Here is a 23,345-nt window from a genome sequence, read left to right on the forward strand (position 1 = left end):
ATTTTAGAGGGAATTCGGGGTTTTGCTAAACTTTTTCATTCAAAAATGATAAGAAGTGAAAGAAAAGTAGTATATTTGCAATGTAGATACTGTTTTATCATGTGAAAACAATCACTCCTCCCTCCATTTGTTAAACACCACTCACCCTCCTTCTCCATAATAGGTAGTCTCCTCACATCTAACATCACCGCATCCAATATGTTCAGTTTTTGCGATATAACCTTACCTTTCCATCGGTAGAAGTTCCAAACCACTTCTTATAAAAAAGCTAAAGAGCTGAGTGAAAATATCACTCAGCTCTTTAGCTATATTGTCCGTTGTTGGCAATGTCATAATAAGTACTACATATCCAACTTTTTTGTAAGTCCTTCTACTCCGTAGTAGTCAAGCACATAGATAGGAAATGCACTCAATACTGCCACCTTCGGACATTTGTGGTTGATATACTTTGTGTATTGGTTCTCAAATATGGTACTTTGTGCCTCGATATTCTTGGGCATTGAATAAGAATCATTCACCAAATAGTTCATCTTGAAAACATGGGCTTTTATTAACGTCTTCCACACTTCTTCGTTATAGTGATTTATATTGTTTAGTTGTGGGTTGTTGTCACTTGCCGAAATTGATTTATAGTGTGGCTCTTTCAAACATTCGTCCAGTGTATCACATTCTTCTTTATAAGGACATTTTATCGCATCAAGGCTTTTACCTCGTTTGCATTTTGCAGTAGAGTTTTGAAAGGAGTCCAACTCCTTATAATGCCGGATGGCTTCTACCATGGGATAACTGATATACAACATTCCGTTCTCTGTCTCATTGTCGAAGAATTGGAGCATTTCCATGATCTTAGAGTCGTCCGCCATTGTCGAATGTCCGTCATAATCGAAAAACAGATATATGTATGCGAAACTGTCACGATTGTAGTCTTTCAAGATTTCAGCGTTTTGGTGGCTGCGCTCTTTCAGAATACTGACTATATCAATGGCAAAGTCATCATCTTTCATCTGTCGGTAGAGTTGATATATCTCTGCGTCGTAGACGCACTTGATAGCTATCCTTTCGCCAAGAAAGTTCTTTTCAAGTTTATCCACGTATTTCGGCTCAGCACTGTTGCCCTCATATACAAATAGCTGTAACTCCTTATTCGACATAGAAACCTCCTGCATTGTAAATCTTTTCTATATTATGCACCTCACGTAGTTCCTTCTCGGTACATTTATGCAATGGAAGTATCTTTTTATTGTTCATCAGATAGTAACAGTCGGGACGCATCAAGTCATTGCTCATGATTGAGGTGTTATGTGTCGTCAAAACAAACTGTATGCCTGTCTCTTTCAATTTCTTGACAACCAATCGCGAGAGTTTATGATGATAGAAAGCGTCAAATTCGTCAATAAAGACAAATGACACTTCTTTTTTCTGTATCTGCAAATACCAGCAATAAAAGAGCATAAGTGAACTTGTTCCCGTTGACATGATTTCACGGAACAGCACCTTGTTTGCTCCAAAGTCAAAGGCTATATCTTTCTCTCCCATCACGTCGACAATCGCAAGTTTACACTCCACGTTAGCCTCGTTTAGGAATTTCTCGAAATCCTGTACCTTACCTTGTTGGATAATGTCATTGATCAGGGTTCCTTTCTTCGATTCCAGTCCTATATAGGTTCTATCTTCTAATGAACGAAAGAACAACATATGCTCAACAAATGCGAAAAAGCCTTTGAAAGCATTGTTCTCACCATTATCTTCCAACTCCGAGTTGTTCTTCACATATTTCACTACCGACAACTTGTTGTCAGTAATGGTTTTATTCAATGTTTCCGTACCTTTCAACTTGGAAACAAAAGTTGTGTTCTCATTATGTCGATCAAACGAAATCACTTCATTTCCATTGATATAAAGGCATTCAGAAACGATGGTTTTATAATCGGTCTTTACGTAGGTATACCTTACAATAGAATCGGCAATCTGAAATTCATAGTCAAACTTAGCCTCTCTGCTGTCATTGTAAGCATTGGTATAGTGCATATACGGAAATTCCAATCTTGCCTTTTCCGTCAGATGCTCAATGATGTCAAAGACAGCCCATCCCAAATTGGACTTACCACATCCGTTGTAACCATATATCATGGCATTATTCACAATGCCACCCTTTACACATTCCGGGTTGAACGTGTAATTCTTTGCTGTAGAGAGGTCAAACTCAAAATCTCCCTTAAAGCACTTAAAATTTGAAACCTTGAATTTTCTTAGCATAACTACATTCTTTTGTTTGCATGCAAAGTTACTACTTTTATTCATTATTCCGTAGTTTTGCTACGGAATAATGGGCATTTCATCAAAAAACTGGGCATTTTTGCCATTTCTGTTGAAATCCTCGCACTTTTTATTCGGGCTCATTCTCTTCGAATGCAATTTTCCATGCATGATTTATGAACCACATTACCATTCCTCAACCTCCAATCCTCTTTATAATCCTCTTATTCGCCTCGTTGATTCTTGATATATCGATGGAGTTCAGATACACCTGTGTCGTCTTTATGGAATTATGTCCCATTCCCTCACTGATGACAGCAATGGGTATGTTCATATCTCTGGCCACGCTTGCCCAAGTGTGACGTGCGACATAAGTGGTAAGCGGCATTTTCAACTCCGCCATTTCCCCAATCTTCTTCAATGCACGGTTTATGTTTATCTGCATACGTTGGTATTGCTTATATTCTGTGCCATCCTCCTCCTTTATAATAGGAAGTAGATACGATCTGTTTTCCATTTGATGGGCATAGCGGTCCAGTATTTTCTGTTGCGCCTTTTCCCATTCCACCATCAGACATTGGTTTGTCTTCCTACGGCAATATGTCCACATGCCGTTCTTCAAGTCTGTCTTTCGCAGATAGGCAATATCCACGAATGGCATTCCACGCATATAGAAACTGAACATAAAGATGTCACGGGCAAGGGCCATTGTAGAGTTTTCTGGCAGTTCAAGGTTAGCTATCACTTTCAGTTCCTTCTCGCTGATTGCACGTTTGGTTGTCTTGACGTATGACAGACGCACATGGCAGAACAGATTCGTGTTGTTCAACAGACCTTCTTCTACCGCCTTGCACAACAGAGTGTTGAGTGTGCGCAGATAGCAGCGGATGCTGTTCTGCTTCAATCGCTTGTCTATAAGCCAAGCCTCGTAACACTCTATCATATCAGGTGTAAGTTCATCGAATGTCAAATCTACATTCTCACGGAATGCCTTGAAACGTCGATAGGCATTTCCGTATGTACGGGCTGTGCCTTGTCGCTTCATTTGCTCTTTCTTGGTCACTTGCTCCTGCAAGAACACAAACACAGTCTTATACGTCTGTTCCTTGCTGAAGGCATCGCATAACTCTTCTACTGTATAATCCTTGTGGTTGCGTTCCATCGTGTCAAGGATAGTATGCCAACGCTTTAAAGCCCAGTCGATTTTACATTGCATCAGAGCCAATACAGCCTTCCGTTCGCTCCCTGCTGCCACCACGATAGTCTCCGTATTCTCATCCCACTCGTTGGCATAAATGTGGTGCTCAGTACTAATCCATTTCACCTTGCGTTTGTGTATCACCTGATAGTATAATGTACCCTCTGCTTCTGGTACAGACGAGGGACGAAATTTGAGTTTTATTGTTGCCATAAATCTTTAAAAAAAATAAAATATAACTTACTTTTTTTCCATTAATTATGATTACCTTTGGCCTCGAAAAAAGCAGGAGGTAATCTTTATCGTATAAAAACACATCACCTACACACTCCTTACAACATTGGCAGCCCCGGCTCTGCTTATGGCCCTCTTCACCAAGTCGTCGGCAGAGAACGTGTGGTCAGACTCTTGCGTGTGTGCCATAACCAACCACGCTCTATCCTAAAACTGGCACTTGAGCAATTGGCAGAAGCCATAAGGCTGTAGGACATTACGATGAGTGGCATTATGCAAACCATAGCCAGCTGGACTGAACAAACTGGTACACATCTTGCACATGTCTACAATGAAAGCAGAGGCTGAAGGGCAAACGGAATAACAAGAACTCTAAATAATTACATACGAGAGTTTCTTCATTATTTCCAAAATCCCAAAGCCGAAGCTTTAATTATCAATAGAAAGGGTAATGAAATATCAAGAATATTTGTTTCGCTTTTATTGATTCTCAATCTGATTTCAACTGCTGCATCTGCACAGTCAACCCACATGCATAAAGGTAGCCATGAAGCAAGCGTAGAAATGACAGAAATTGTCGACAGGCTTTTTATTTTACCTAAAAGAATATTTTGGTTTGTTTACCTCACTTGTCAGATATTAAGGCATGAAAAAACGTTATGATGCATCAGAATAAGCAAATATAATAATCTGCAATCAAAATAAATACATTTACTTTCAATTCGATACTTTTATTCAATATATAAACACCATATGCAAGTATAAATAATTTATCAATACATTGTGCTATTAATTATTTGCATATAGCGACATATTATCTACCTTTGCACCCATAAGATAACAATATGTATTAATTTAATAATTAAAGCTATGAAAAAGATTGTATTGATGGTAATGTTGGCAATGTCTATACTTACATCCAACGCACAGAGCGAGTATCCTACATCTAAGGTTGAAAAGCACGATGTAGCAATTCTTATTATCGACATGCAGAACGACTTTGTTGACCCTAATGGCAAGTTGTGCGTAGCAGGAGCTAAGGCTACTATTCCGGCAATCAACAAGCTTATTGCTTATGGCAGAAGCAAGAACTGGAAAGTGGTTTGGATTACACGCGACCACAGACCTTCGGGTGTTGACGTTGATGCTCCACGTATTCCGCTCTTTGTTGACGGCAAAACTGGCTATTGCGTTCCTGGCACATGGGGCGGAGCTTTGGTAGATGGACTTAAGCCCGAGAAAGAAGACATCATGTCGCCAAAGTACAGAAACTCTGCCTTCTTCAACACCAATCTCGACCTTATGTTAAGACGTATGGGCGTCAAGACGGTTGTATTGGCAGGCACACAGTATCCTAACTGTGTAAGAGGTACAGCCAACGACGCCATGAGCTACGATTACGAGACTGTTGTTTGTACAGATGCATGCTCGGCCAAAACTCCCGAGGTTGCTGCTGCCAATGTGTTCGATATGCAGAATATGGGCATCAAGTGCATCTCTTTGGATGAAGTAGAAAAGGAATACAAGTAAATCTAAAAAAAAGATAGCTAATATGAGAAGACTACGTTTATGTGCCATGCTTACGGCTATGTATTCGCTCTCTTTATTTGCCCAAAAGGCAACTTGGTTCGACAACGTCAAGGTATCGGGCTTCGCAATAGCTCAATACCAATGGTCGAACCCCAAAGACAATGAGGCCAACAGCTTTAATCTAAGGATGGCAAGAGTGGCTTTAGACGGCAAAGTAGCAGGCGACTTCTATTGGAAAACACAGATACAGATAACGGGCAACACATCCACCCTTGCCAGCTCGCCACGCCTTGTCGACTTGTTTGTTGAATGGCAAAAATACAAGGCTTTCAATTTACGGCTTGGCGAATTCCAGGTGCCGTTCACATTCGAGAGTCCTATACATCCTGTGGATGTGGAATTCATGGACAACGGTCAGGCTGTGCTTAAACTGACGTGATACAGCGACCGTTCGGGTATGCATTCAAGCAATGGTCGTGATATTGGTATAATGGCTCAAGGCGACTTCTTGAAGAATGCCAACGGGCGAAATCTCCTTCATTATGCCGTGAGTGTTGTCAATGGACAAGGAATAAATCTGAAGGATGTGGACCAAAGAAAGAATGTTGTGGCCAGTTTTTGGGTAATGCCTATTGAGGGTATGCGAATTGGCGTCTCTGGTTGGGAAGGCTCTTATGCTAGAAAAGGCAATTGGACAGACGAACAGTCGGGCGAAAGCCGAAGTGGAGTAAGAAGTTTGCCTCAGCATCGATACGCCATTAGTGGCGAGTATGCTTCTAACGGATTTACCTTCCGTTCCGAATACGTTCATTCTACGGGCAAAGCCTTTGCCAAGACTATGACCGACACTAATGACGCAAGCGCGTCGGATTGCAACTTGTCGGCTATTGGCAGCAAGGCCGATGGTTTCTACGCTCTTGGCATTGTGCCTGTGGTAAAGAGCAAAGTGAACATTAAGGCTCGATACGACTTGTATCGAAATAATGGCAAATGGAATTCGGCAAAAACATTCTACGAGGCTGGAGCCGATTACTATCTGGCCAAAAACTTAAGACTGTCGGCAGAATACGCCTTGGTAAACGACCGCAGCCTTAGCAAGCACAACTATAGCCTTGTTAATACCGAACTTTCTATAAAGTTTTAAATTGGATTGAGAGAGCCCCGAACAGAAAGTAGCAGGTACTGCAACATATTGCCGTACCTGCTACTCTTTTTGTCTTTATAATGGTTCATCCGGAATTTGGAGTGATAGAAGTGTAAATTGCAGTTTATCGGGGAGAAGCTCTTGTACTTGTATCTCCTTTGCTTGTAGTTCCCACAGAACGCACTCTAAGTTTGCAGAAGAAAGCAATTAGGCTAAATAATCAAGGTAAAACTATGATTGCTAAAGACAGTTTCGTACCTTTGTTGTAAAAAGGTAGAATCGGTCTGTCGAAGAGGTAAACCAAAGATCGCACAAGTCTGAAGACTATGTTCTGTTTCGGACCTCATCGACATAGTTGCAAAGACCAGATAGAAAGTTATCGGCTCTGAGCCTTGTTAGAGTGTTAGTCCATACAACTATTGACCAATTCTACATAACTAAAATCGTACAAAGATATGAAGAATTTATTTATTGGAGTTGATTTTTCGAAAGAAAAAGTTGATGTGGCTATCATTTTTGCAGATGGACTGACAGAAACAGCTGCACGAATGTTTAACGAGTTCAAGACAACTGTGTCTGGCTACAAGCAACTGGTCAAGTGGGTGGAGCAGAATTCCTACGGCATCGACTCTTCCCTGTGGCTCTTCTGTGGAGAGAATACGGGCGACTACAGCAAGGGACTGTGCAACTTTCTCTATGGTAAAGGCTACGACATGTGGCTTGAGAATGCCAAGAGCATCAAGGATGCATCAGGTCTCAGACGATTGAAGTCGGACCGCGCCGACGCCTCGATGATTGCCGAATACGCAATGAGGAATTACGACAGAGCCATTATGTACGAGCCACTTAGCGAGTCACTTGCACAACTGCGCGAACTGTTTCTGTATCGTCAGATGGTTATAAGACACAGATGCAGCTTTCAAGTGCGCAGAGGCGAGAAGAAACTCACAATGGAGAAGTCTCCTGTCAAGACAATGATCTCGCAGAGCGGAAGGCATATCGTGTCTGAACTCAACAAGGAAGTAGAGAAAATAGACAAGCGAATCGCCGAGCTCATCAAGTCAGACGAGGAACTCACCGAGGTGTTCACCATCGTGACCTCGGTGCCTGGTATAGGAACGCAGAATGCTGTCTGTCTGATGGTATACACCGACAACTTCCGTCGTTTCAACTACGATTCAAGGAAGATTGCCTGCTACTACGGCATAGCCCCATTCGGCAAGGATTCGGGCACCAGCGTGCATTCAGATCCTCGTGTGCACTATATGGCGAACCGTCAGATAAAGTCCATGCTGACGCAGGCTGCACTGGCTGCCGTGAACTTCAATCCTGTTATTGCAAGGTACTATATGCGTCTTGTGGAACGTGGAAAGAAGAAGCAGGTTGCACTGAACAATGTGAAGAACAAACTCGTGCATTTGGTCACTGCCATGGCCAGAAACCGCCAGCTTTATACCCCAGAATATAAAATCTCAGCTTAAAATGAAAATAATGGTCAAAACATTTGGATTTTAACATAGAAAGCAGAANACAATGTGAAGAACAAACTCGTGCATTTGGTCACTGCCATGGCCAGAAACCGCCAGCTTTATACCCCAGAATATAAAATCTCAGCTTAAAATGAAAATAATGGTCAAAACATTTGGATTTTAACATAGAAAGCAGACCACACAGAAGCCTACGGGATTAAGGTTTGGGAATCCACAGAGCGTATAGGCGCTGTGCGTCATACGACAGAATCCACAGAATTGATTGCTTGTGTAGCGTCGCCGAGGTTAAGCATGGTTTGCTGCCTATGGCGGCGCAAGCATTCATTTCTGTGGATTCTTGCATCGCGAAGCGTAGGCCATTCTGTGGATTCGAAAAGCTTAGGCCCGTAGGCTTCTGTGTGGTCTGTGCATTCTGTGGGAACTACATACAAAAGAACTACAAGTAAAATTATACGTTCATTATACGAGCTATAAATTATACGTCCATTATACGAACATCAAGACGCTAACCTCCACGATAAACTCCAGTTTGTATCACTCCAAATATCGGAAGAACCAAAAATAAATTGCTAAAAATTGATTAGCTCAACTTAGTTTCCGACTCCTCCGACTTCTTCGAAGCGGCTGTCTTGCGTGTAGTTGCACGCTTGCGCTTTGGCTTGTCCTCAACAGTCTCCTCAACTACAGTCTTAACGCCAGCCAATTCAGGGTCGATCATGATACGTCCGCAATACTCGCAAACGATAATCTTCTTGTGCATCTTGATGTCGAGCTGACGCTGTGGCGGAATCTTGTTAAAGCAGCCACCGCATGCGTCGCGCTGTACATACACGATGCCCAAACCGTTGCGTGCATTCTTGCGGATGCGCTTGAAGCTTGAGAGCAAACGTGGCTCAATCTTGGTCTCCAGCTCTTCGGCCTTAGCCTTAAGCACCTGCTCCTCCTCGCGGGTTTCCATCATAATCTCGTCCAACTCGTTCTTCTTCTCCTCAAGAGCCTGCTGACGGTCGGCAACAAGGTCGTTGGTACGTGCCAGTTCGCGCTTCTTGTCCTCAACCTTAACATTAGCCTCACGAATCTTCTTGTTGCAAAGCTCTATCTCAAGGCTCTGGAACTCAATCTCCTTGGTAAGTGTGTCGTACTCGCGATTGTTGCGCACCTCGTCGAGCTGCTTCTTATAGCGTTCTACGCTCTCCTCAGCCTCCTGTATTTCAGCCTGCTTCTGTACAACAGCCTGCTGGAAGTCGTTGATGTCGTTCTCAATCTTCTCGATACGAGTCTTCAGGCCGGCAATCTCGTCCTCAAGGTCCTGTACCTCAAGAGGTAGTTCGCCACGCAAAGCACGTTTCTCGTCAATAGACGAAAGAGTGGTCTGAAGCTGGTAGAGGGTGCTCAACTTCTCCTCTACAGAAATTTCTGATTCCTTTTTTGCCATAGTATTGTTTTTATAAATAATATATCGGATTGGTACACGTTTCGGCAATAATGCACTTAACGCCGGGGCAGTCGCGCTCGATAATGTCTCTGAATATCTCGCTTGTATACTGCTCGCTTTGGTAGTGGCCTATAACGGCTATCTGTATCTGCTGTTCTCGGCCAAAGAACTCGTGGTAATGCATCTCGCCCGTTACAAAGGCGTCGCAGCCCAATGCCACAGCATCATCAAGGAGGAATGCACCCGCGCCACCGCATATTGCCACAGTCTTTATAGGTCGGCGCAACAATTGGTTGGTCTGAACACACTCTACGCCAAACTCTCGCTTTAGCATTATCACAAAGTCGTCGGCGGCAAGTGGTTCGGCAAAGCTGCCCATAACCCCCGATCCATACTCAACGCCATTCATCTGCTTGGCTTGCATAAAGCGCACGTCTTCAAGTCCCATCTTCTGGGCTATCTTAAAGTTTACGCCACCCATGGCGTTGTCCATATTGGTATGAAGCGAAACGATGACGATGCCGTTTGTCAGAGCCTTCATCACAGCTCGCTGCACATAGTCCTCGCCGCAGATGCGGGCAAGCTTACGGAATATTAGCGGATGGTGCGAGACAATAAGGTTGCAGCCCTTATTTATGGCCTCGTCCACAATCTGTTCGGTAACGTCCAGACACAATAATGCCCCTGATACTTCCGCCTCTGTCAGTCCAACTTGCAAGCCAGCATTATCCCAACTTTCCTGCAAGGGCAGAGGCGCGAAACGTTCAAGGGCTTCAATAACTTCCTTTATTTTCACGCTTTTCAGCCTTTTAAAAATATAGATAAAATATAATCAATTGCAAAGTTACGTATTTTTAGGGTGATTTAAACACAATACTCCATACAATTAGTATATTTTAACGAGTTTGACCGTTAAAAAAGGCACGATGTTACATAATAAAATTGTATCTTTGCATCCATAAGGTCAAGGCTGGCATACTTCTATATAATATTGTAGTTATTATCATGCCAGCCAATTACCTTTTTTCCCATTTCATTTTCACATTACCCTAACCACCAAGGTTAGGATATTTGATCTACATAAACTTCATCTTTACGCCCAACGACAATCCTAATATGTCGCTCAGTCGGATATATTTCTCCGTGAAATATGTTCGCAGATACAAGTCGCATGTGCTCACCTCGTAGAATAGGGTTATGCTCTTGCGCTTGCGTTGCATCTCATGCGGAATGTTCCACGTTATCTGCTGACCTACAAACACGTTTATCCTTACCTTGGTGGATAGGAAGTCGTAGTAGCTCTTGGGATAACGGTCGGGCTGCGAACCCCAAAACTCGTCGCCAAATACCGTGTTGAGATAAATGCCCGTAGTTAGTGGCTCAAAGTACAAGTCTCTATAAGCCTTTAGTTGCCATGGGCGGAATGTCTCCTTAAGCGTCATCGTAAGCTTGCTGGTAGATGCGTCGTGCTTCGGAATGTAACCTATAAGCAGATGCGTCTCCCATTGTTCACGCTTTCCGTAGTCCCATCCCAGTCCTACCGACACGGCACCCATGTTGCCGGCTGTCTGCAATATTGTTTGCGATGGTATTAGTCTCGACCAGCGCAGATATCTCTTTATCACCTTCTTCTCATAACTCGTGAGCGAGGTGTCGCGGTTTACCGAATCCCTTATCTGTCGTAGCCACTCGTGCGGACGTACTTGTTGTGCGTTGGCTCCCAAGCTGCACACAAGCATCAGAAGACTAAAAATCAACGATTTCATAACGGTAGCTGTTTGGTGTTATGGTGAATATTAAGTACTTGCGCTTGACAACACTCGGCAAACCGTAATAAATAAGGCCGTCATTAAAGATGTCGTCTATCTTTGTGGAATGGTCGTGACCGTTGATGCAGCACATCGGTTTCAGAAAATTCTGAAGATAATACTCGAATGGCTCCGCTATGTTGTTGTTAAACTGGTCGCTGTACGGACGCGCGTGCATCAGCACAATTGTGCGGTCAAACTTGTCCGTGTCTTCCTCAGCCTGCTGCCGTATGTAGTTGAGGTCGGGCACAGAAGCCACATGGTCGTACTCCGTGGCGTTGGTGTTAAGAAACACAAACTTCACCCTTCCGGCTATCATGCTAAGGTTCTTCGTGCCATACTTCTTTACATAATATTCCTCGCCCGTGCCCAGAAAGTCGTGGTTGCCTATCATGGCAACATAAGGCAACTGCAGATTGCCCATAACCCTGTCGCACCATTCAAACTCCTTGTTGGTGCCCGTGTCTGTAAGGTCGCCACAATGCACCACAAAGTCTATCGAGTCCTTGCGTCGGTTTATGTCGTTCAGGGCGTCGCGCATGTCTGTGTACCATTGATGCGTGTCGCTTATGCAGGCAAAACGCAAGGTGTCCTTGCCTTGCGTTGCCTGTTCTATCTGCTGAATGTTGCGGCTGTTTATGCTTGTAGTCCCCTTAACATCAACATCGTAAGGATGGATGTCGAAGGCGCCACAGCCCGACAACAGCAAGGCTGCCGTCAGGCCAAGTATTGTCTGTTTTATGGTATAAAGTCTCATATCTTTGCAAAGATATACAAAAACCATGATAGAGACAAATACTGCACCTTCTTTTTTTGCATCCTAAGATTATACCCTACCCCCAAGCTTCCAATTGGGAAGCGTTTGGTGGTAGGGCTTTTTGTAGGCTTTTTATTTCTTCTTAGGCATTTTCGTCAGTTTATACGCCACGTGCATCATCACGTAGTTTGGTATTGTGTTGCGCCACACCTCTGTGCGTCCTTGCGCATTTACCGTATATGTGGTGTTTGACAGCTGGTGCAAGAGGTCGAAGCCTTCGGCTGTAAGCGTGAGTCGACCCTTGCAGAATGAGCGTGCGAGCGAGGCGTTCCATACGAGGTCGTCGGTATTCATAGAGCTGTCGCCATAGCCGCGGCGGGAGTATTGCTTGAGGTCGGTGGCAAGCTGTATGCCGAGCGGCAACTTATAGGAAAGCGTCATGCCGTAGTTGTAGTCGTAGGCGTTAAGCGTCTGGAAGTTGTCGCGATTGCTTGTAGAGTTGCGCCATTGTGCGTCGGCTACGAGAGCCACATTCAAGTCTCCCTTTTGGAACGACAGCTTCAGATAGTCGCGAAGTATTGATGTATAGACACGGCTTAATACAGAGGCTGCGTTGTTGATGTCGGCATCGTAGGCTATATCGAAGTCGGTACTTTTGGTGTAGTCGAGCGAGAGGCGGGTCTCTATAGCGAACAGTCCTTTCTTGTCGAGCTTGCCAGAATAGACAACATAGGGATTGAGAGTCCAGTTGCCCGAATGCACGTTATCGTTCATATAGGCGTAAGCACCTGTTTGCGTATTATAGGTGGTGCGTGTTCCTATCATGTCGGTATATACCGAGCCATTGACGGCAATCGACAGACTGCTCTTGTTCTTGAAGATGAAGCTAACATAACTATTGATGTTGTGCGTTACGGATGTCTTCAGATTAGGGTTGTTGACGCGGCGTGCAAGCGGATTGATGTCGTTGTCTATAGGCATAAGCGACTCCATGCTGGGTTGGCTACAGTTAAGGCTATAGCTGGCATTTAATTCAAGCTTATCGTTCCATTTGTTGAAGTACAGCGAAGGCTCAACAAGCCACTTGCGTCGAACAGCCGTTGTGTCGACCGAGGCACAGTTGTAGTTGATGCGCTCGCGCACAAGACGGTAGGGCAATTTCAACGAGAAGTAAGTGTTGTTGTGGTTATACCGCAGAGTAGGCTCACCTTTATACTGACGTGTCAGCAAACTGTATTTCTTGCTATTCTGTATGTCGAGAGCAAGGAGCAGGGAGTCGCGAGTTGATGGCAAGCGGTCGAGCTGCTGCTGGTCGAAACGGTTGTACAAGCCGCCAAGACGCTCAAGACGATAGTTGAGTTGGTTGGTAGAAGTCATGCTCTGATTATATGCCTGGCTCAATCCTACATGCCAATTATTCAGCTTAACGGAGTAATTGGCTGATGCACCATAGTTGTAGGAATTGTTGTGGCTGTCGGCATAGACACGTCGCAGGTCGTTCTTGTTCTCGCGCAGATACTCGTTGTTAGAAAGGCTGAAACTGTCCTGAGGCTTGTTGGATGTGTAGCTGCCGTTCAGATTGAAGCCAAGCATGTCGCCCCAGGGCAGGACAAATCCAAACATAAGGTTCTCGTTGATTGATGTTGTGCGGAACTTTGTAAGGCTTATTGTCTGCGAGCGGTTGGTGGGGGTATCTGCTGTCATATTGCCTTCCGAATCGAATGTGGCACGCTCAGAAGAGGAGTTGTTGGTACCGTCGCCATAGTTGAACGATGTTGACGACTGTAGATAGAACTTGCTCTCATCGGTATACGTTATCTGATTGTTGGCATACAGGCGAAATTCCTTCTGTACGGAGGTTGAGGCAGAACGGTTGAAGATGTTGCCTGCCGAGGCAAACTGTTCGCTTGAAGAGCGTGTGATGTCGGTAACATCGTTCCATGAGGCTGTGGCATCGAATTGCTCGCGCAGGCTGCCTGCCTTGTTCTGTGTGCTGAGGCTGGTGCCAACCTGCTTGGTAACAACCTGACCTTGCGGACTGTTCGACGGACTCCAGTCGCCTTCTCTTCCCGGACGGCGGTTCTCGTTGACGTTGTTCACGTTGCCAAAGACAGAGAAGCGGGTGTAGTCGTCGTAGTAGAGGCCGAAGAGACGAGCCATATAGCGGTCGCGTGTGCCTCCTGCCACTTCTGCATTCGATATGTATCCACGGTTGTACTCGCGCTTCAGTTCCACGTCCATAACGTAGTCTTTCTTCTCCACTTCCTTACCCACAAGCCGGCTCTTCTCTGTCGACTTGTTGTATACCTTCAGGTCCTGTACCGTGTAGTGAGGCAGATTGTCGAGCATAATCTTGTTGTTGCCCTTGAAGAAGTCCTTGCCGTTGAGCGTGAGGTAGTCAATCTTTTTGCCATTCACGTAGATGTCGCCATTGCTCTTTATCTCAGCTCCAGGCAACTGGCGCACAAGGGCGTCGAGCATAGAACCGTCGGGTACGTTGAAGGCACTGGCATTATACACGATTGTGTCGCCACGATAGGTGAACTTCACCTTGGTGCCCGTAACCACCACTCCGTCCAAGTCCACCTCTTTATATATGTCGCTTTGGGCGAGTTTCTTCAGGTTAAGGTCGGGCATCTTGAAGCCGCGGTTGCGTGCCACGCGCTTAATCTCGTAGTCTTGACAGTTGGAAGCATAGCCCTCACACTCTGCCTTGACAATATATTTCGCAGGCTTAGCCTCCACTTCAAAGCGTGCAAAATAGTTACCCTGCCATCCGTGACAGGTAATAGTGTCGACCACCGTACTGTCCTGGCGCATCAATGTGACATGAGCCTTAAGCCTCACACCCGTAAACGAGTCCTTGACAATCTGTCCCAGCATTACAGTACGCTTGGGCTTGTCGGTCTTGGCGTTTTGTGCTGCCCCTCCTATCACATTAAAGCGGAGGAGAAGCAATAACGGTAAAAGAAACTTTGTTTTCATAAGAGAAATTCTTTAACTACTACAACTACTGAACTTGCGAAAGTTCTATTACTGTTTTCTTACGCTCTCGTGCACCATCTTCACATATCCGCCATTGGTCACAATATCCTTGACATCGTGCTGACCTATGCGCAGACAATACTCCAGTATTCCGCCTTTATGATGGAATGGAACGGTAGAGAGATAACGCCAGTTGTCATCTTGGGCATTCGAGGCAACGTAGTCCACCCATGTGGTACTGTCGTTTTGCTGGCACATTAATGGGGTTTTGCGGCTTTCAGCCCACGACAATCCCTTGAGCGGAATGTTTGAGGCAGAGCCATAACCGTCGAGACGCAATATAGAGAGACACTTGCCCTCGCTCCACACGCTAAGCGTAGCATCAACAACCGAACAACTCGAAAGACACTCAAGCACATAGTCGCCCTCTTCCTTTGCCTCCTTGCGGCTCATGACAAACTCTATAGGCTGGTTGCTCTTGTCAGCTCTGATACGTATAGGATTCTTTTCCATACACAAAGGGTCTTCGTCCGACCAACCATAAATGGTCTCGCCAAAGTTCTTGGCTACTTCAATGGTCCATCCATTCTGCGAAATCAAATCCCAGTTGTTGCAATCCATATAGATGCCATTGTGCGTATTTTCTAACCTATTGTATTCTCTGCTTTTCTTCCGCATCTGTATGCCTATCATCACAAACATAATGAATCCTAACGTCATCGCCACAATCCAAATGCCGGTAAGCATTGCAACAATGCCGGTTTGCATTGGCTTGGGTTCCGACTTGAACAAGCGGAAGACAAAGAGCAATGGCAAAAGCATCACTATGAAACAACACAGAGCCGACACAATCATATAGACTTTCAGGTAAGGCAAAGATGCCAAAACACTCAGGGTAATCTCGTCGTTGGTGAAAAGTCGTACAAACGGATCGCCTATCACGGAATATGCTATAGAGAAGAGGAGATAAGCAAGGGCAAAGGCTGTCATTACAGAGAAGAAGCTAAGCGCAGCTATCTTTATGCAGAACTTCAGAATCTCGGCTATTCCCGACAATATGCTGCCACCCTTGCCACGCTTTGCTGCGGGTTTAACCTGCTCTTCGGCCTCGGCAATAATGGCCTTGCTTATCGATTCGGGCGTTACCTCCTTGCCCGTCATGCAGAGGCGTTCCTCGGTTGTTCGCGCCAAAGGAGCCACAAGCCATAGGGCAATGTAGACAATTATGGGCACGGAGAATAGCAGACCAAACAATGGACGGAAGAAATAATAGTGGAAGGTCTGGTTAAGGGCAAATGCCGCCATAATGAAGAGTACTGTAGCCACTCGCCATACAACGATGTCGCCACCACCACAATAATGACATAATCCGGAGATAACCCCACCGCCTATCTTGTCCTTGCCGTCGCGATAGAAACGATGGGTACTTAAGTGATGCAACACACGGTCAATCCATTTTCCGCCAATAGTTTCTTCGGCTGTGGTGTTGCTGTCGGTATCGTTGGAAGTATTGGAATAGCTTTCGCTTTGGTCGTGACGTTTGCCTTCGTTTTGGCCGTTGCCTTCGTTTTGGTCTTTATCCTCGCTGTCGGTTTCTGCGTCAGAAGTTTCTTCTGTATTGGAATCGGCAGCTTCTTCTACCCCACTCTCCATCTCGTCTGGATTGCCTATGCTACTGATAATCTGCTTCACGGTGTCGATGTCGATAGCTGACATGCCGCTCTCCTTCAAGCTCCACAGATGTTCGGCCACACGATGCTCTATGTCGTCGTATATCTCGTCGCCTCCGTCGCGCTTGGCAAAATAGCTGCGCATGTTGTCGAGATAGTTCTCAAGAAGTGTGCAGGCGTCCTCGTCGATGGCATAGAGCGTACCGAAGAGGTTTATGTTGATGTTTTTCTTCATAATTTTATTCAGATTTAAGAGTTATTCTTTCGGTTTTATGTTCTTTAATACGTTTACGGTATGGGCTATCTCCTGCCAAGCCTTGTCCAGCTCGCTAAGCGTAGCCTCACCATCGGATGTAAGGGAATAGTACTTGCGTGGCGGTCCTTGCGTCGACTCCTGCCATTCGTATCCCAGCAGTCCGTCCTTCTTAAGGCGCGTGAGTAGCGGATAGAGCGTGCCCTCAACCACTATCAGCTCTGCCTCCTTAAGGCTAGATATTATGTCGCTGGCATAGGCAGCCCGATGGCGCAGCAGCAGCATTATGCAATACTCAAGCATTCCCTTGCGCATCTGCGATTTGGCGTTGTCTATATTCATAGCTTTAGGGTTTTAAATATATGCGTTTGTGTATGTATACGACTCTCATTTTTTATGATAATGCAAAAGTAGGCATAATTATGGTACTATGCAATACATAGTACTATAAATCTTTTAAGCACTATATACATTTAACCTTTGTTTACAGTTGGCTGGGCTTCTGCAGGCTGCTATACTGTCATGAACAGAATATTCGCCTGAGGTCTTTCGATTATTCGCTTGAGGCTTTTCGATTATTCGCCTGAAGCCTTTCGATTATTCGCTTGAGGCCTTTCGAGTAATAAGTTCAACATGTTCTTCTGTTCTCATGTCCTCTAAAAAACATGTTCTTCTGTTCTCATATCTTCAAAAAAACATGTTCTTCTGTTCTTATATCTTCAAAAAAAACATGTTCTTCTGTTCTCATGTCTTCAAAAAAAACATGTTCTTCTGTTCTTATGTCTTCAAAAAAAACATGTTCTTCTGTTGCGAGAGCAACAAGAGCACGCTTTTAAAGCCTTTACCGAGGTTTTATATCGCCTAATTAGAGATTTTACTGAGGTTTGATGTAACATTTGGGACATCTATTAACATGCTATGTCGTTGATTATCAGCCCTTAAGAGAGAAGTAGATATAGACTGGCGTTACAGTTACAGTTGTTACAGTTTTATTTTCAAGGGTTACAGCTTCCCCTATTTACATATATAACTATTTGATTATTAATTAGTTATAAAGTCTTTAATAAGGGGTTTGTAACATCATTACCCTTTTTGTAATAACTGTAACAACTGTAACTGTAACGCCAAGAGCCTTCAGCCCACCTTATGGAGAACCCTTTTTAAAAACATAGATACAGAGATTGAGATTAAAACAATTTAACCCCTCCGTAACACAAATGAAACAAATATTGAATACTTTTGCACGTGTAAAACACGTTACAATAATTAATGATGAAAAAGATTAAGGTTATTAGTTTCCTCTCCATGGCCTTGCTTGGATGCGGCACAGCCTCGGCTCAGCAATCCAACGCAGCTGCCATAGAGCGCCCCAAGCTTGTTGTGGGCATTGTTGTAGACCAAATGCGATGGGACTATCTCTACCGCTACCAAAAGCGTTATACTGACGGCGGATTCAAGCGATTGCTTGGCGAGGGCTTCTCGTGCGAGAACACCATGATTCCTTACGTGCCATCGGTTACAGCTATTGGCCACACCTGCATCTATACGGGCAGCGTGCCCTCTATACACGGTATTGCTGGCAACAACTTTGTGAAGGATGGCAAGAAGGTGTATTGCACAGACGACGACTCAGTAAAGCCCGTGGGCACAACAAGCGTGGCTGCACTTATGTCGCCACGCAATCTGTGGGTCTCTACCATTGGCGACGAGATGAAGATTGCCTCTAACGGCAGAGCCAAGGTTGTGGGTGTGGCCTTAAAAGATCGTGCCTCTATCCTGCCCGCCGGACATAATCCGAATGGAGCTTTCTGGTTTGACGACCAGACGGGTTGCTTCATCACAAGCTCTTATTATATGGACCATCTGCCCAAATGGGTTGAGGCGTTCAACGACAAGCGTCTGCCCGAACAGTATCTGTCGCAGAAGTGGAACACGCTCTATCCTAAAAACACATACACGGAGAGCACAACCGACGAGAATGAATACGAAAACGGCATTCGCGAAGGGGTAAAGGCCACTCTGCCGCTTAATCTTCCGGAGTTGTACAAGAAGTATGGCTACGGCATTATAAGGAACACACCCTTTGGCAACTCGCTTACATTGGACATGGCTAAGGCTGCAATAGACGGCGAGCAACTGGGTGCCGACGACGAGACCGACCTCCTGACCGTAAGCTGCTCGAGTACCGACTATATTGGACATCAGGTGGGCACGCATGCCATAGAGACTGAGGACACGTATCTGCGCCTTGACAAGGCCATTGCCGACTTCCTGGCTTATCTCGACTCAAAGGTGGGCAAGGGCAACTATCTTGTGTTCCTTAGCGCCGACCATGGTGCCATGAACAATGCCGCCTTTCTGCAAGACCGCCGCATCCCAGCTGGCAGTTGGGACGCCTCAGCCACAGCCAAGAAGCTAAACCATGTGCTGGCTAAAGAATATCCCGAAGCTGGCGATATTGTGAAGACCGTGATGAACTATCAGGTGTTCTTCAACCGCGACGTGATTAAAAGCAAGCAGCTGGATTTCGACAATATTAAGCAGACGGTTGTAAATGTGCTGAAGGAAGACCCAAGCGTGCTGTATGCTTGCGACATGGCAAAGGCTTCGACAGAGAGCATTCCGGAGGAGGTTAAGTTCCGCATAATAAACGGCTACAACCGCGAACGCAGCGGCGACGTTGTTATTATTCTGAAGCCCAACTTCTACGCTCACGGCATGAAGGGAACCGACCATGGCGCATGGAACTCGTACGACACGCACATTCCGCTTGTGTTTATGGGATGGGGTATCAAACATGGCGCCACAACAAAGCAGACTTTCATGACGGATATTGCACCTACAATTGCGGCCATGCTGCATGTTCAGGCTCCTAACGGATGCGTGGGAAAAGCAATCTGTCTTTAACTTCTTTAACGTCGCCACACCCCCACAACTTCCCAAATATTTGTACCTTTGTATAGAGTTAATCAACAGATAACAACAACTTTAAAAACGAGATTGAATATGATTAGACTGAATGTTTTCTTCGAGGTAAAAGATGCTGCGCAGACAGCCGAGATAAAGGCCCTGTGCCAGGAGTTGGTAGAGAAGTCGCTCAAGGACAACGGCAACGTTGCCTACGACTATTTTGTTAGCGGAACACGCGAGGGTGTGATGATGATTTGCGAGACATGGCAGAACGAGGAAGTGCTAAAGGCCCACATGGCTGCCGAACACTTCACAACACTTGTGCCTAAAATTGAGGCGCTTACAAAGAATGGATTGAAGCTGGAGCAGTTTGCGTTCTAAACACACACACAAAGCCCCACCCTATTTTTAGGGTTTACAAGAATACAAAAGAAAACGTCCGACTTTATACGGAGCTTGATTATCCATATAAAGTCGGACGTTTATTATTAACGTTGTATTCTGCCTCCCGATGAGGTAATATTGCTTATCACTTCTTCTTCGCTAACCAAGTTTTGGTCGCCAGGGATTGTGTTTTTTAAGGCACTTGCCGATAGGGCGAAGTTGAGACAATACTGGTTGTCGTCGGCCCACTTCTGATGGGCGTGAATGTAGCCAGCCACAAAAGCATCGCCCACACCCATTGGGTCGACAACAGGCTGGATGTCGTACATCTTTGTAGTATACAGTTTGCCCTCAACAGCATCGTAGAGCACGCCAGTAAGCACATGGTGGCTGCTTGCCAACTGGTTGCGCAGAGCCATAATCATCTTCTTGCACTTAGGGAACAACTTGTGCATCTGCTGGAAATACTCTTGATAAGCATCCTTGTCGAGCTCACATTTGTCGTCGGTAGCCACAAAGGGGATGTGAGGCACGCCACTTGCTACCTCCCACTCGTTTTGGTCGCCAAAGACAATGTCGCTATACTGCATCATATTGAATATCACATCGTGCGGCTCCATGCCGTATCCCCAAAGATTCTTGCGGTAGTTGATGTCGCATACAATAGTCAATCCATCAGCCGCGGCAAGCTTTATGGCATCCATAGTCGACTCCATTGAGTCGCGACTAATGGCGCATGTAATGCCTGAGCAATGGAACACGGCAGCATCGGCAAATACCTTCTCCCAGTCTATCATTCCCCTCTTAAGCGAATACATAGCCGAGTTCTTGCGGTCGTAGATAACGTGCGAGTTGCGCATGGCAACAGCCTCCTCGAAATAATAAGTGCCAAGGCGCTCGCCACCACGCACCACATGCGAGACTTTAAGACCAAACTCTCGTAGATGCATCAACGCCGCCTCGCCCATAGCGCCATGTGGCAAACGTGTAACATATTCCACATTGTCGCCCATGCAAGCCAAAGAGATGGCTGTATTAGCCTCGCTGCCACCATAATTGCCCAGCATACGATGACCTTGGAACAAACGTTGATACTCGGGTTTGGAGATTCTGAGCAATATCTCTCCAAAAGTTACGATCTTAGTCTTCATACTCATATTGATTTAAGTAGCATCCTAAAGATGCACATTATTGTTGTTGTCTTTTTACTTGAACAAGCCGTACAGCATGGCGTCAATACGGTCGGTAATTCGACGGAAAGCCTCGGGGTCTGACTCGAACTTCTGGGTGTCGCCATCTACAATTATCAGGTTGCCCTTATAGTCCTTAATCCAGTTCTCGTAACGGTCGTTAAGCCCCTTGAGATAGTCGATACGGATAGTCTGCTCGCATTCGCGTCCACGCTTGCTAATCTGATTGATAAGGTTGGGCACGGTAGAGCGGATGTAAATCATAAGGTCGGGCAACTAGACGAGCGTCATCATCGTATTGAAGAGGTCGGAATAGTTGTTGAAGTCGCGGTCGGACATGTAGCCCTGTCCATGCAGATTAGGTGCAAATATGCACGCATCCTCAAAAATGGTTCGATCCTGTATGATGTCCTTGTCGCTTTGGCTAATCTCCACCACCTCTTTAAAGCGCTTGTTTAGGAAATAAATCTGCAGATTGAACGACCATCTTGACATGTCGCTATAGAAGTCGTCGAGATAAGGGTTGTGTTCTACAGGTTCGAAACGTGGCGACCAGTTGTATCTTTTTGCCAACATCTTGGTCAGGGTGGTCTTGCCGCTGCCAATGTTACCGGCTATAGCTATATGCATTGTTATTTCTGTTTTGTAGATTGGTTGGGATTGACGGGGAATATAGAGTCTATCTTATCGGTAATGAACTTGAAGTCTTCGGGGCGCGTCTTGTAGTCGAGTTGGTCTACATCGATAACCAGAACCTTTCCCTTGTACTTGTTACGTATAAAGTCGTCGTATCTATCGTTCAGGCCCTGCAGATACTCTATAGGTATCTTCTGTTCGCAAACGCGTCCTCTCTTCTGGATGTTCTCCACAAGATGTGGCACCGAAGCCTTAAGATAAATCATGAGGTCGGGCAATTGTACCTTGTCCATCATAATCTCGTAGAGCTCCATATAAGTCTCAAAATCGCGGTCGCTCATATTGCCTTGCGAGTAGTTGTTTGCCGTAAACACGAACACTCCCTCATGAAGGGTGCGGTCTTGAATAATCATATTCTCCGAATTTGAGAACTCGAGCACATCCTTAAAGCGTTCCTTGAGAAAGAACACCTCCATTGCAAACGACCATCGCTGCAGATCCTTGTAGTAGTCGTCCATATACGGATTGTCCACTACAGCCTCATACCGCGGTTCCCATTGGTAATGCTCGGCAAGCATCTCTGTGAGCGTGGTCTTGCCGCAACCAATATTTCCTGCTATTCCTATATACACTTGTTGAAATCTGTATTTTAGTAAATTTAAATGATTATGCAAAATTAATCAAAATAAATTTATTAACAGACAGGAACGTACAAAAATATTACCTAATGCCAGCACTCGTGCCAATAAATCTATCAGCAGTTTGGGTTTGTGGCAGGCATATTCTCGGCTATAAATGCATCAAGCTTTACAATGCCTTCGGCTGTGCACACGCCACGCAGGAAGAGGAAGAGGATGTTGTGCAATAGATGCTTCATGTCGTACTCCTTGTACATCTCTGTACGCATGGCATATTCCATCGACTTTTGACATATGCGCAAAACGATGTCGAAATCGACATCACTACGGAAAAATCCCTCCCTTACACCACGCATAAAGAAGCTTTTGGCATCGCGGTTGCGCACGGCACGCTTCCTCTCATAAAAGTCTACAACGCTTTGATACTTGTTGATGTCCTGGAAGAATGCGGGCGAGACATTAGACACGCCCTCTATCTGATGCTTGTAAAATTCGATGAAAATATCGATAACACTATGATTGGGCATATTGCTGTACTCAAACATGTGGCGGTCGTTATCTTCCTCCTGCAAACGCACACACTCAAGCAGAAGCTCCTCCTTGTTTGAATAAATCTCATACAACGTGCGCTTGGAAATACCAAGATGATTGGCAATGTCGTCCATCTTCACCGACTTAACTCCTCGATGAAGAAACTCGCACATTGCTGTTTTAAGGATTTTGCCAGGCAGTTCTGTTCTGTAATTTGTCAGTTGAATATCTTTATGCATTGTATGAATATGAATGTGTGATAGTTTTGCTTTCGTCTTATCTTATATACCTTATTA

The 23,345-nt window shown here is 45.1% G+C and carries 17 protein-coding genes and 2 pseudogenes; 5 read left to right on the forward strand and 14 right to left on the reverse strand.

Annotation, left to right across the window (positions count from 1 at the left end):
- Positions 1-341: 341 nt before the first annotated feature.
- The 3 genes from C9991_RS11230 to C9991_RS11240 form a co-directional block, all read right to left on the reverse strand.
- On the reverse strand, positions 342-1,151 hold the full coding sequence (locus C9991_RS11230) for a hypothetical protein (protein WP_106812593.1): 810 nt from the start codon (positions 1,149-1,151) through the stop codon (positions 342-344).
- Positions 1,141-2,256 carry an AAA family ATPase gene (locus C9991_RS11235; RefSeq protein WP_157949458.1) on the reverse strand — a complete coding sequence of 372 codons (1,116 nt, stop codon included), beginning with the start codon at positions 2,254-2,256 and terminating at the stop codon, positions 1,141-1,143. The genes C9991_RS11230 and C9991_RS11235 overlap by 11 nt, the downstream gene beginning before the upstream one ends.
- 196 nt (positions 2,257-2,452) lie before the next feature.
- The gene (locus C9991_RS11240; protein ID WP_106812595.1) at positions 2,453-3,667 is read right to left on the reverse strand and encodes a site-specific integrase; all 1,215 of its coding nucleotides are present in this window, start codon (positions 3,665-3,667) and stop codon (positions 2,453-2,455) included.
- Between the two features lie 891 nt (positions 3,668-4,558).
- Here C9991_RS11240 and C9991_RS11245 point away from each other — a divergent pair.
- From C9991_RS11245 to C9991_RS11255, 3 genes and pseudogenes are all read left to right on the forward strand, one after another.
- Positions 4,559-5,218 (forward strand): cysteine hydrolase family protein, encoded by a 660-nt coding sequence (locus C9991_RS11245; protein WP_106812596.1) that lies wholly within the window; start codon positions 4,559-4,561, stop codon positions 5,216-5,218.
- A gap of 22 nt (positions 5,219-5,240) precedes the next feature.
- Positions 5,241-6,362, forward strand: a pseudogene (locus C9991_RS11250) (porin).
- Positions 6,363-6,817: 455 nt separating this feature from the next.
- Entirely contained in the window at positions 6,818-7,843 is a 1,026-nt protein-coding gene (locus tag C9991_RS11255; RefSeq protein ID WP_106810849.1) for an IS110 family RNA-guided transposase, read from the forward strand.
- 589 nt (positions 7,844-8,432) lie between these two features.
- On the opposite strand, the gene C9991_RS11260 is transcribed toward C9991_RS11255, so the two are convergent.
- The 7 genes from C9991_RS11260 to C9991_RS11290 form a co-directional block, all read right to left on the reverse strand.
- Positions 8,433-9,287, reverse strand: a complete 855-nt coding sequence (locus tag C9991_RS11260) for a zinc ribbon domain-containing protein (protein WP_106812597.1) — start codon at positions 9,285-9,287, stop codon at positions 8,433-8,435.
- Positions 9,288-9,297: 10 nt separating this feature from the next.
- A complete protein-coding gene (locus C9991_RS11265) occupies positions 9,298-10,092 on the reverse strand; it encodes a Nif3-like dinuclear metal center hexameric protein (protein ID WP_106812598.1) in 795 nt (264 codons plus the stop codon).
- A 271-nt stretch (positions 10,093-10,363) separates the two neighbouring features.
- On the reverse strand, positions 10,364-11,053 hold the full coding sequence (locus C9991_RS11270; RefSeq protein WP_106812599.1) for a hypothetical protein: 690 nt from the start codon (positions 11,051-11,053) through the stop codon (positions 10,364-10,366).
- Entirely contained in the window at positions 11,034-11,852 is an 819-nt protein-coding gene (locus C9991_RS11275; protein ID WP_106812600.1) for a metallophosphoesterase family protein, read from the reverse strand. Before C9991_RS11275 ends, C9991_RS11270 begins: the two co-directional genes overlap by 20 nt.
- A 132-nt stretch (positions 11,853-11,984) precedes the next feature.
- Positions 11,985-14,837 (reverse strand): outer membrane beta-barrel protein, encoded by a 2,853-nt coding sequence (locus tag C9991_RS11280; RefSeq protein WP_106812601.1) that lies wholly within the window; start codon positions 14,835-14,837, stop codon positions 11,985-11,987.
- A gap of 48 nt (positions 14,838-14,885) precedes the next feature.
- Entirely contained in the window at positions 14,886-16,742 is a 1,857-nt protein-coding gene (locus C9991_RS11285; RefSeq protein ID WP_106812602.1) for a PspC domain-containing protein, read from the reverse strand.
- Positions 16,743-16,763: 21 nt separating this feature from the next.
- On the reverse strand, positions 16,764-17,102 hold the full coding sequence (locus C9991_RS11290) for a PadR family transcriptional regulator (protein ID WP_106812603.1): 339 nt from the start codon (positions 17,100-17,102) through the stop codon (positions 16,764-16,766).
- 927 nt (positions 17,103-18,029) lie between these two features.
- Between C9991_RS11290 and pafA the strand changes: the two genes are divergently transcribed.
- Positions 18,030-19,667 (forward strand): alkaline phosphatase PafA, encoded by a 1,638-nt coding sequence (pafA, locus tag C9991_RS11295; RefSeq protein ID WP_438269203.1) that lies wholly within the window; start codon positions 18,030-18,032, stop codon positions 19,665-19,667.
- Between the two features lie 99 nt (positions 19,668-19,766).
- Positions 19,767-20,051: a putative quinol monooxygenase gene (locus C9991_RS11300; RefSeq protein ID WP_106812604.1), complete on the forward strand. Its 285-nt coding sequence runs from the start codon at positions 19,767-19,769 to the stop codon at positions 20,049-20,051.
- A gap of 107 nt (positions 20,052-20,158) precedes the next feature.
- Here C9991_RS11300 and C9991_RS11305 read toward each other — a convergent pair whose 3' ends face one another.
- The 4 genes and pseudogenes from C9991_RS11305 to C9991_RS11320 form a co-directional block, all read right to left on the reverse strand.
- The gene (locus tag C9991_RS11305) at positions 20,159-21,205 is read right to left on the reverse strand and encodes a sugar kinase (RefSeq protein ID WP_106812605.1); all 1,047 of its coding nucleotides are present in this window, start codon (positions 21,203-21,205) and stop codon (positions 20,159-20,161) included.
- Between the two features lie 54 nt (positions 21,206-21,259).
- Positions 21,260-21,874: pseudogene (locus C9991_RS11310) on the reverse strand (deoxynucleoside kinase).
- A gap of 2 nt (positions 21,875-21,876) precedes the next feature.
- The gene (locus C9991_RS11315; protein WP_106812606.1) at positions 21,877-22,512 is read right to left on the reverse strand and encodes a deoxynucleoside kinase; all 636 of its coding nucleotides are present in this window, start codon (positions 22,510-22,512) and stop codon (positions 21,877-21,879) included.
- Positions 22,513-22,634: 122 nt separating this feature from the next.
- Positions 22,635-23,288 carry a TetR/AcrR family transcriptional regulator gene (locus tag C9991_RS11320; RefSeq protein WP_106812607.1) on the reverse strand — a complete coding sequence of 218 codons (654 nt, stop codon included), beginning with the start codon at positions 23,286-23,288 and terminating at the stop codon, positions 22,635-22,637.
- Positions 23,289-23,345: the final 57 nt, after the last annotated feature.

It is taken from the genome of Prevotella merdae, from assembly GCF_900290275.1.
Lineage (GTDB): Bacteria > Bacteroidota > Bacteroidia > Bacteroidales > Bacteroidaceae > Prevotella > Prevotella merdae.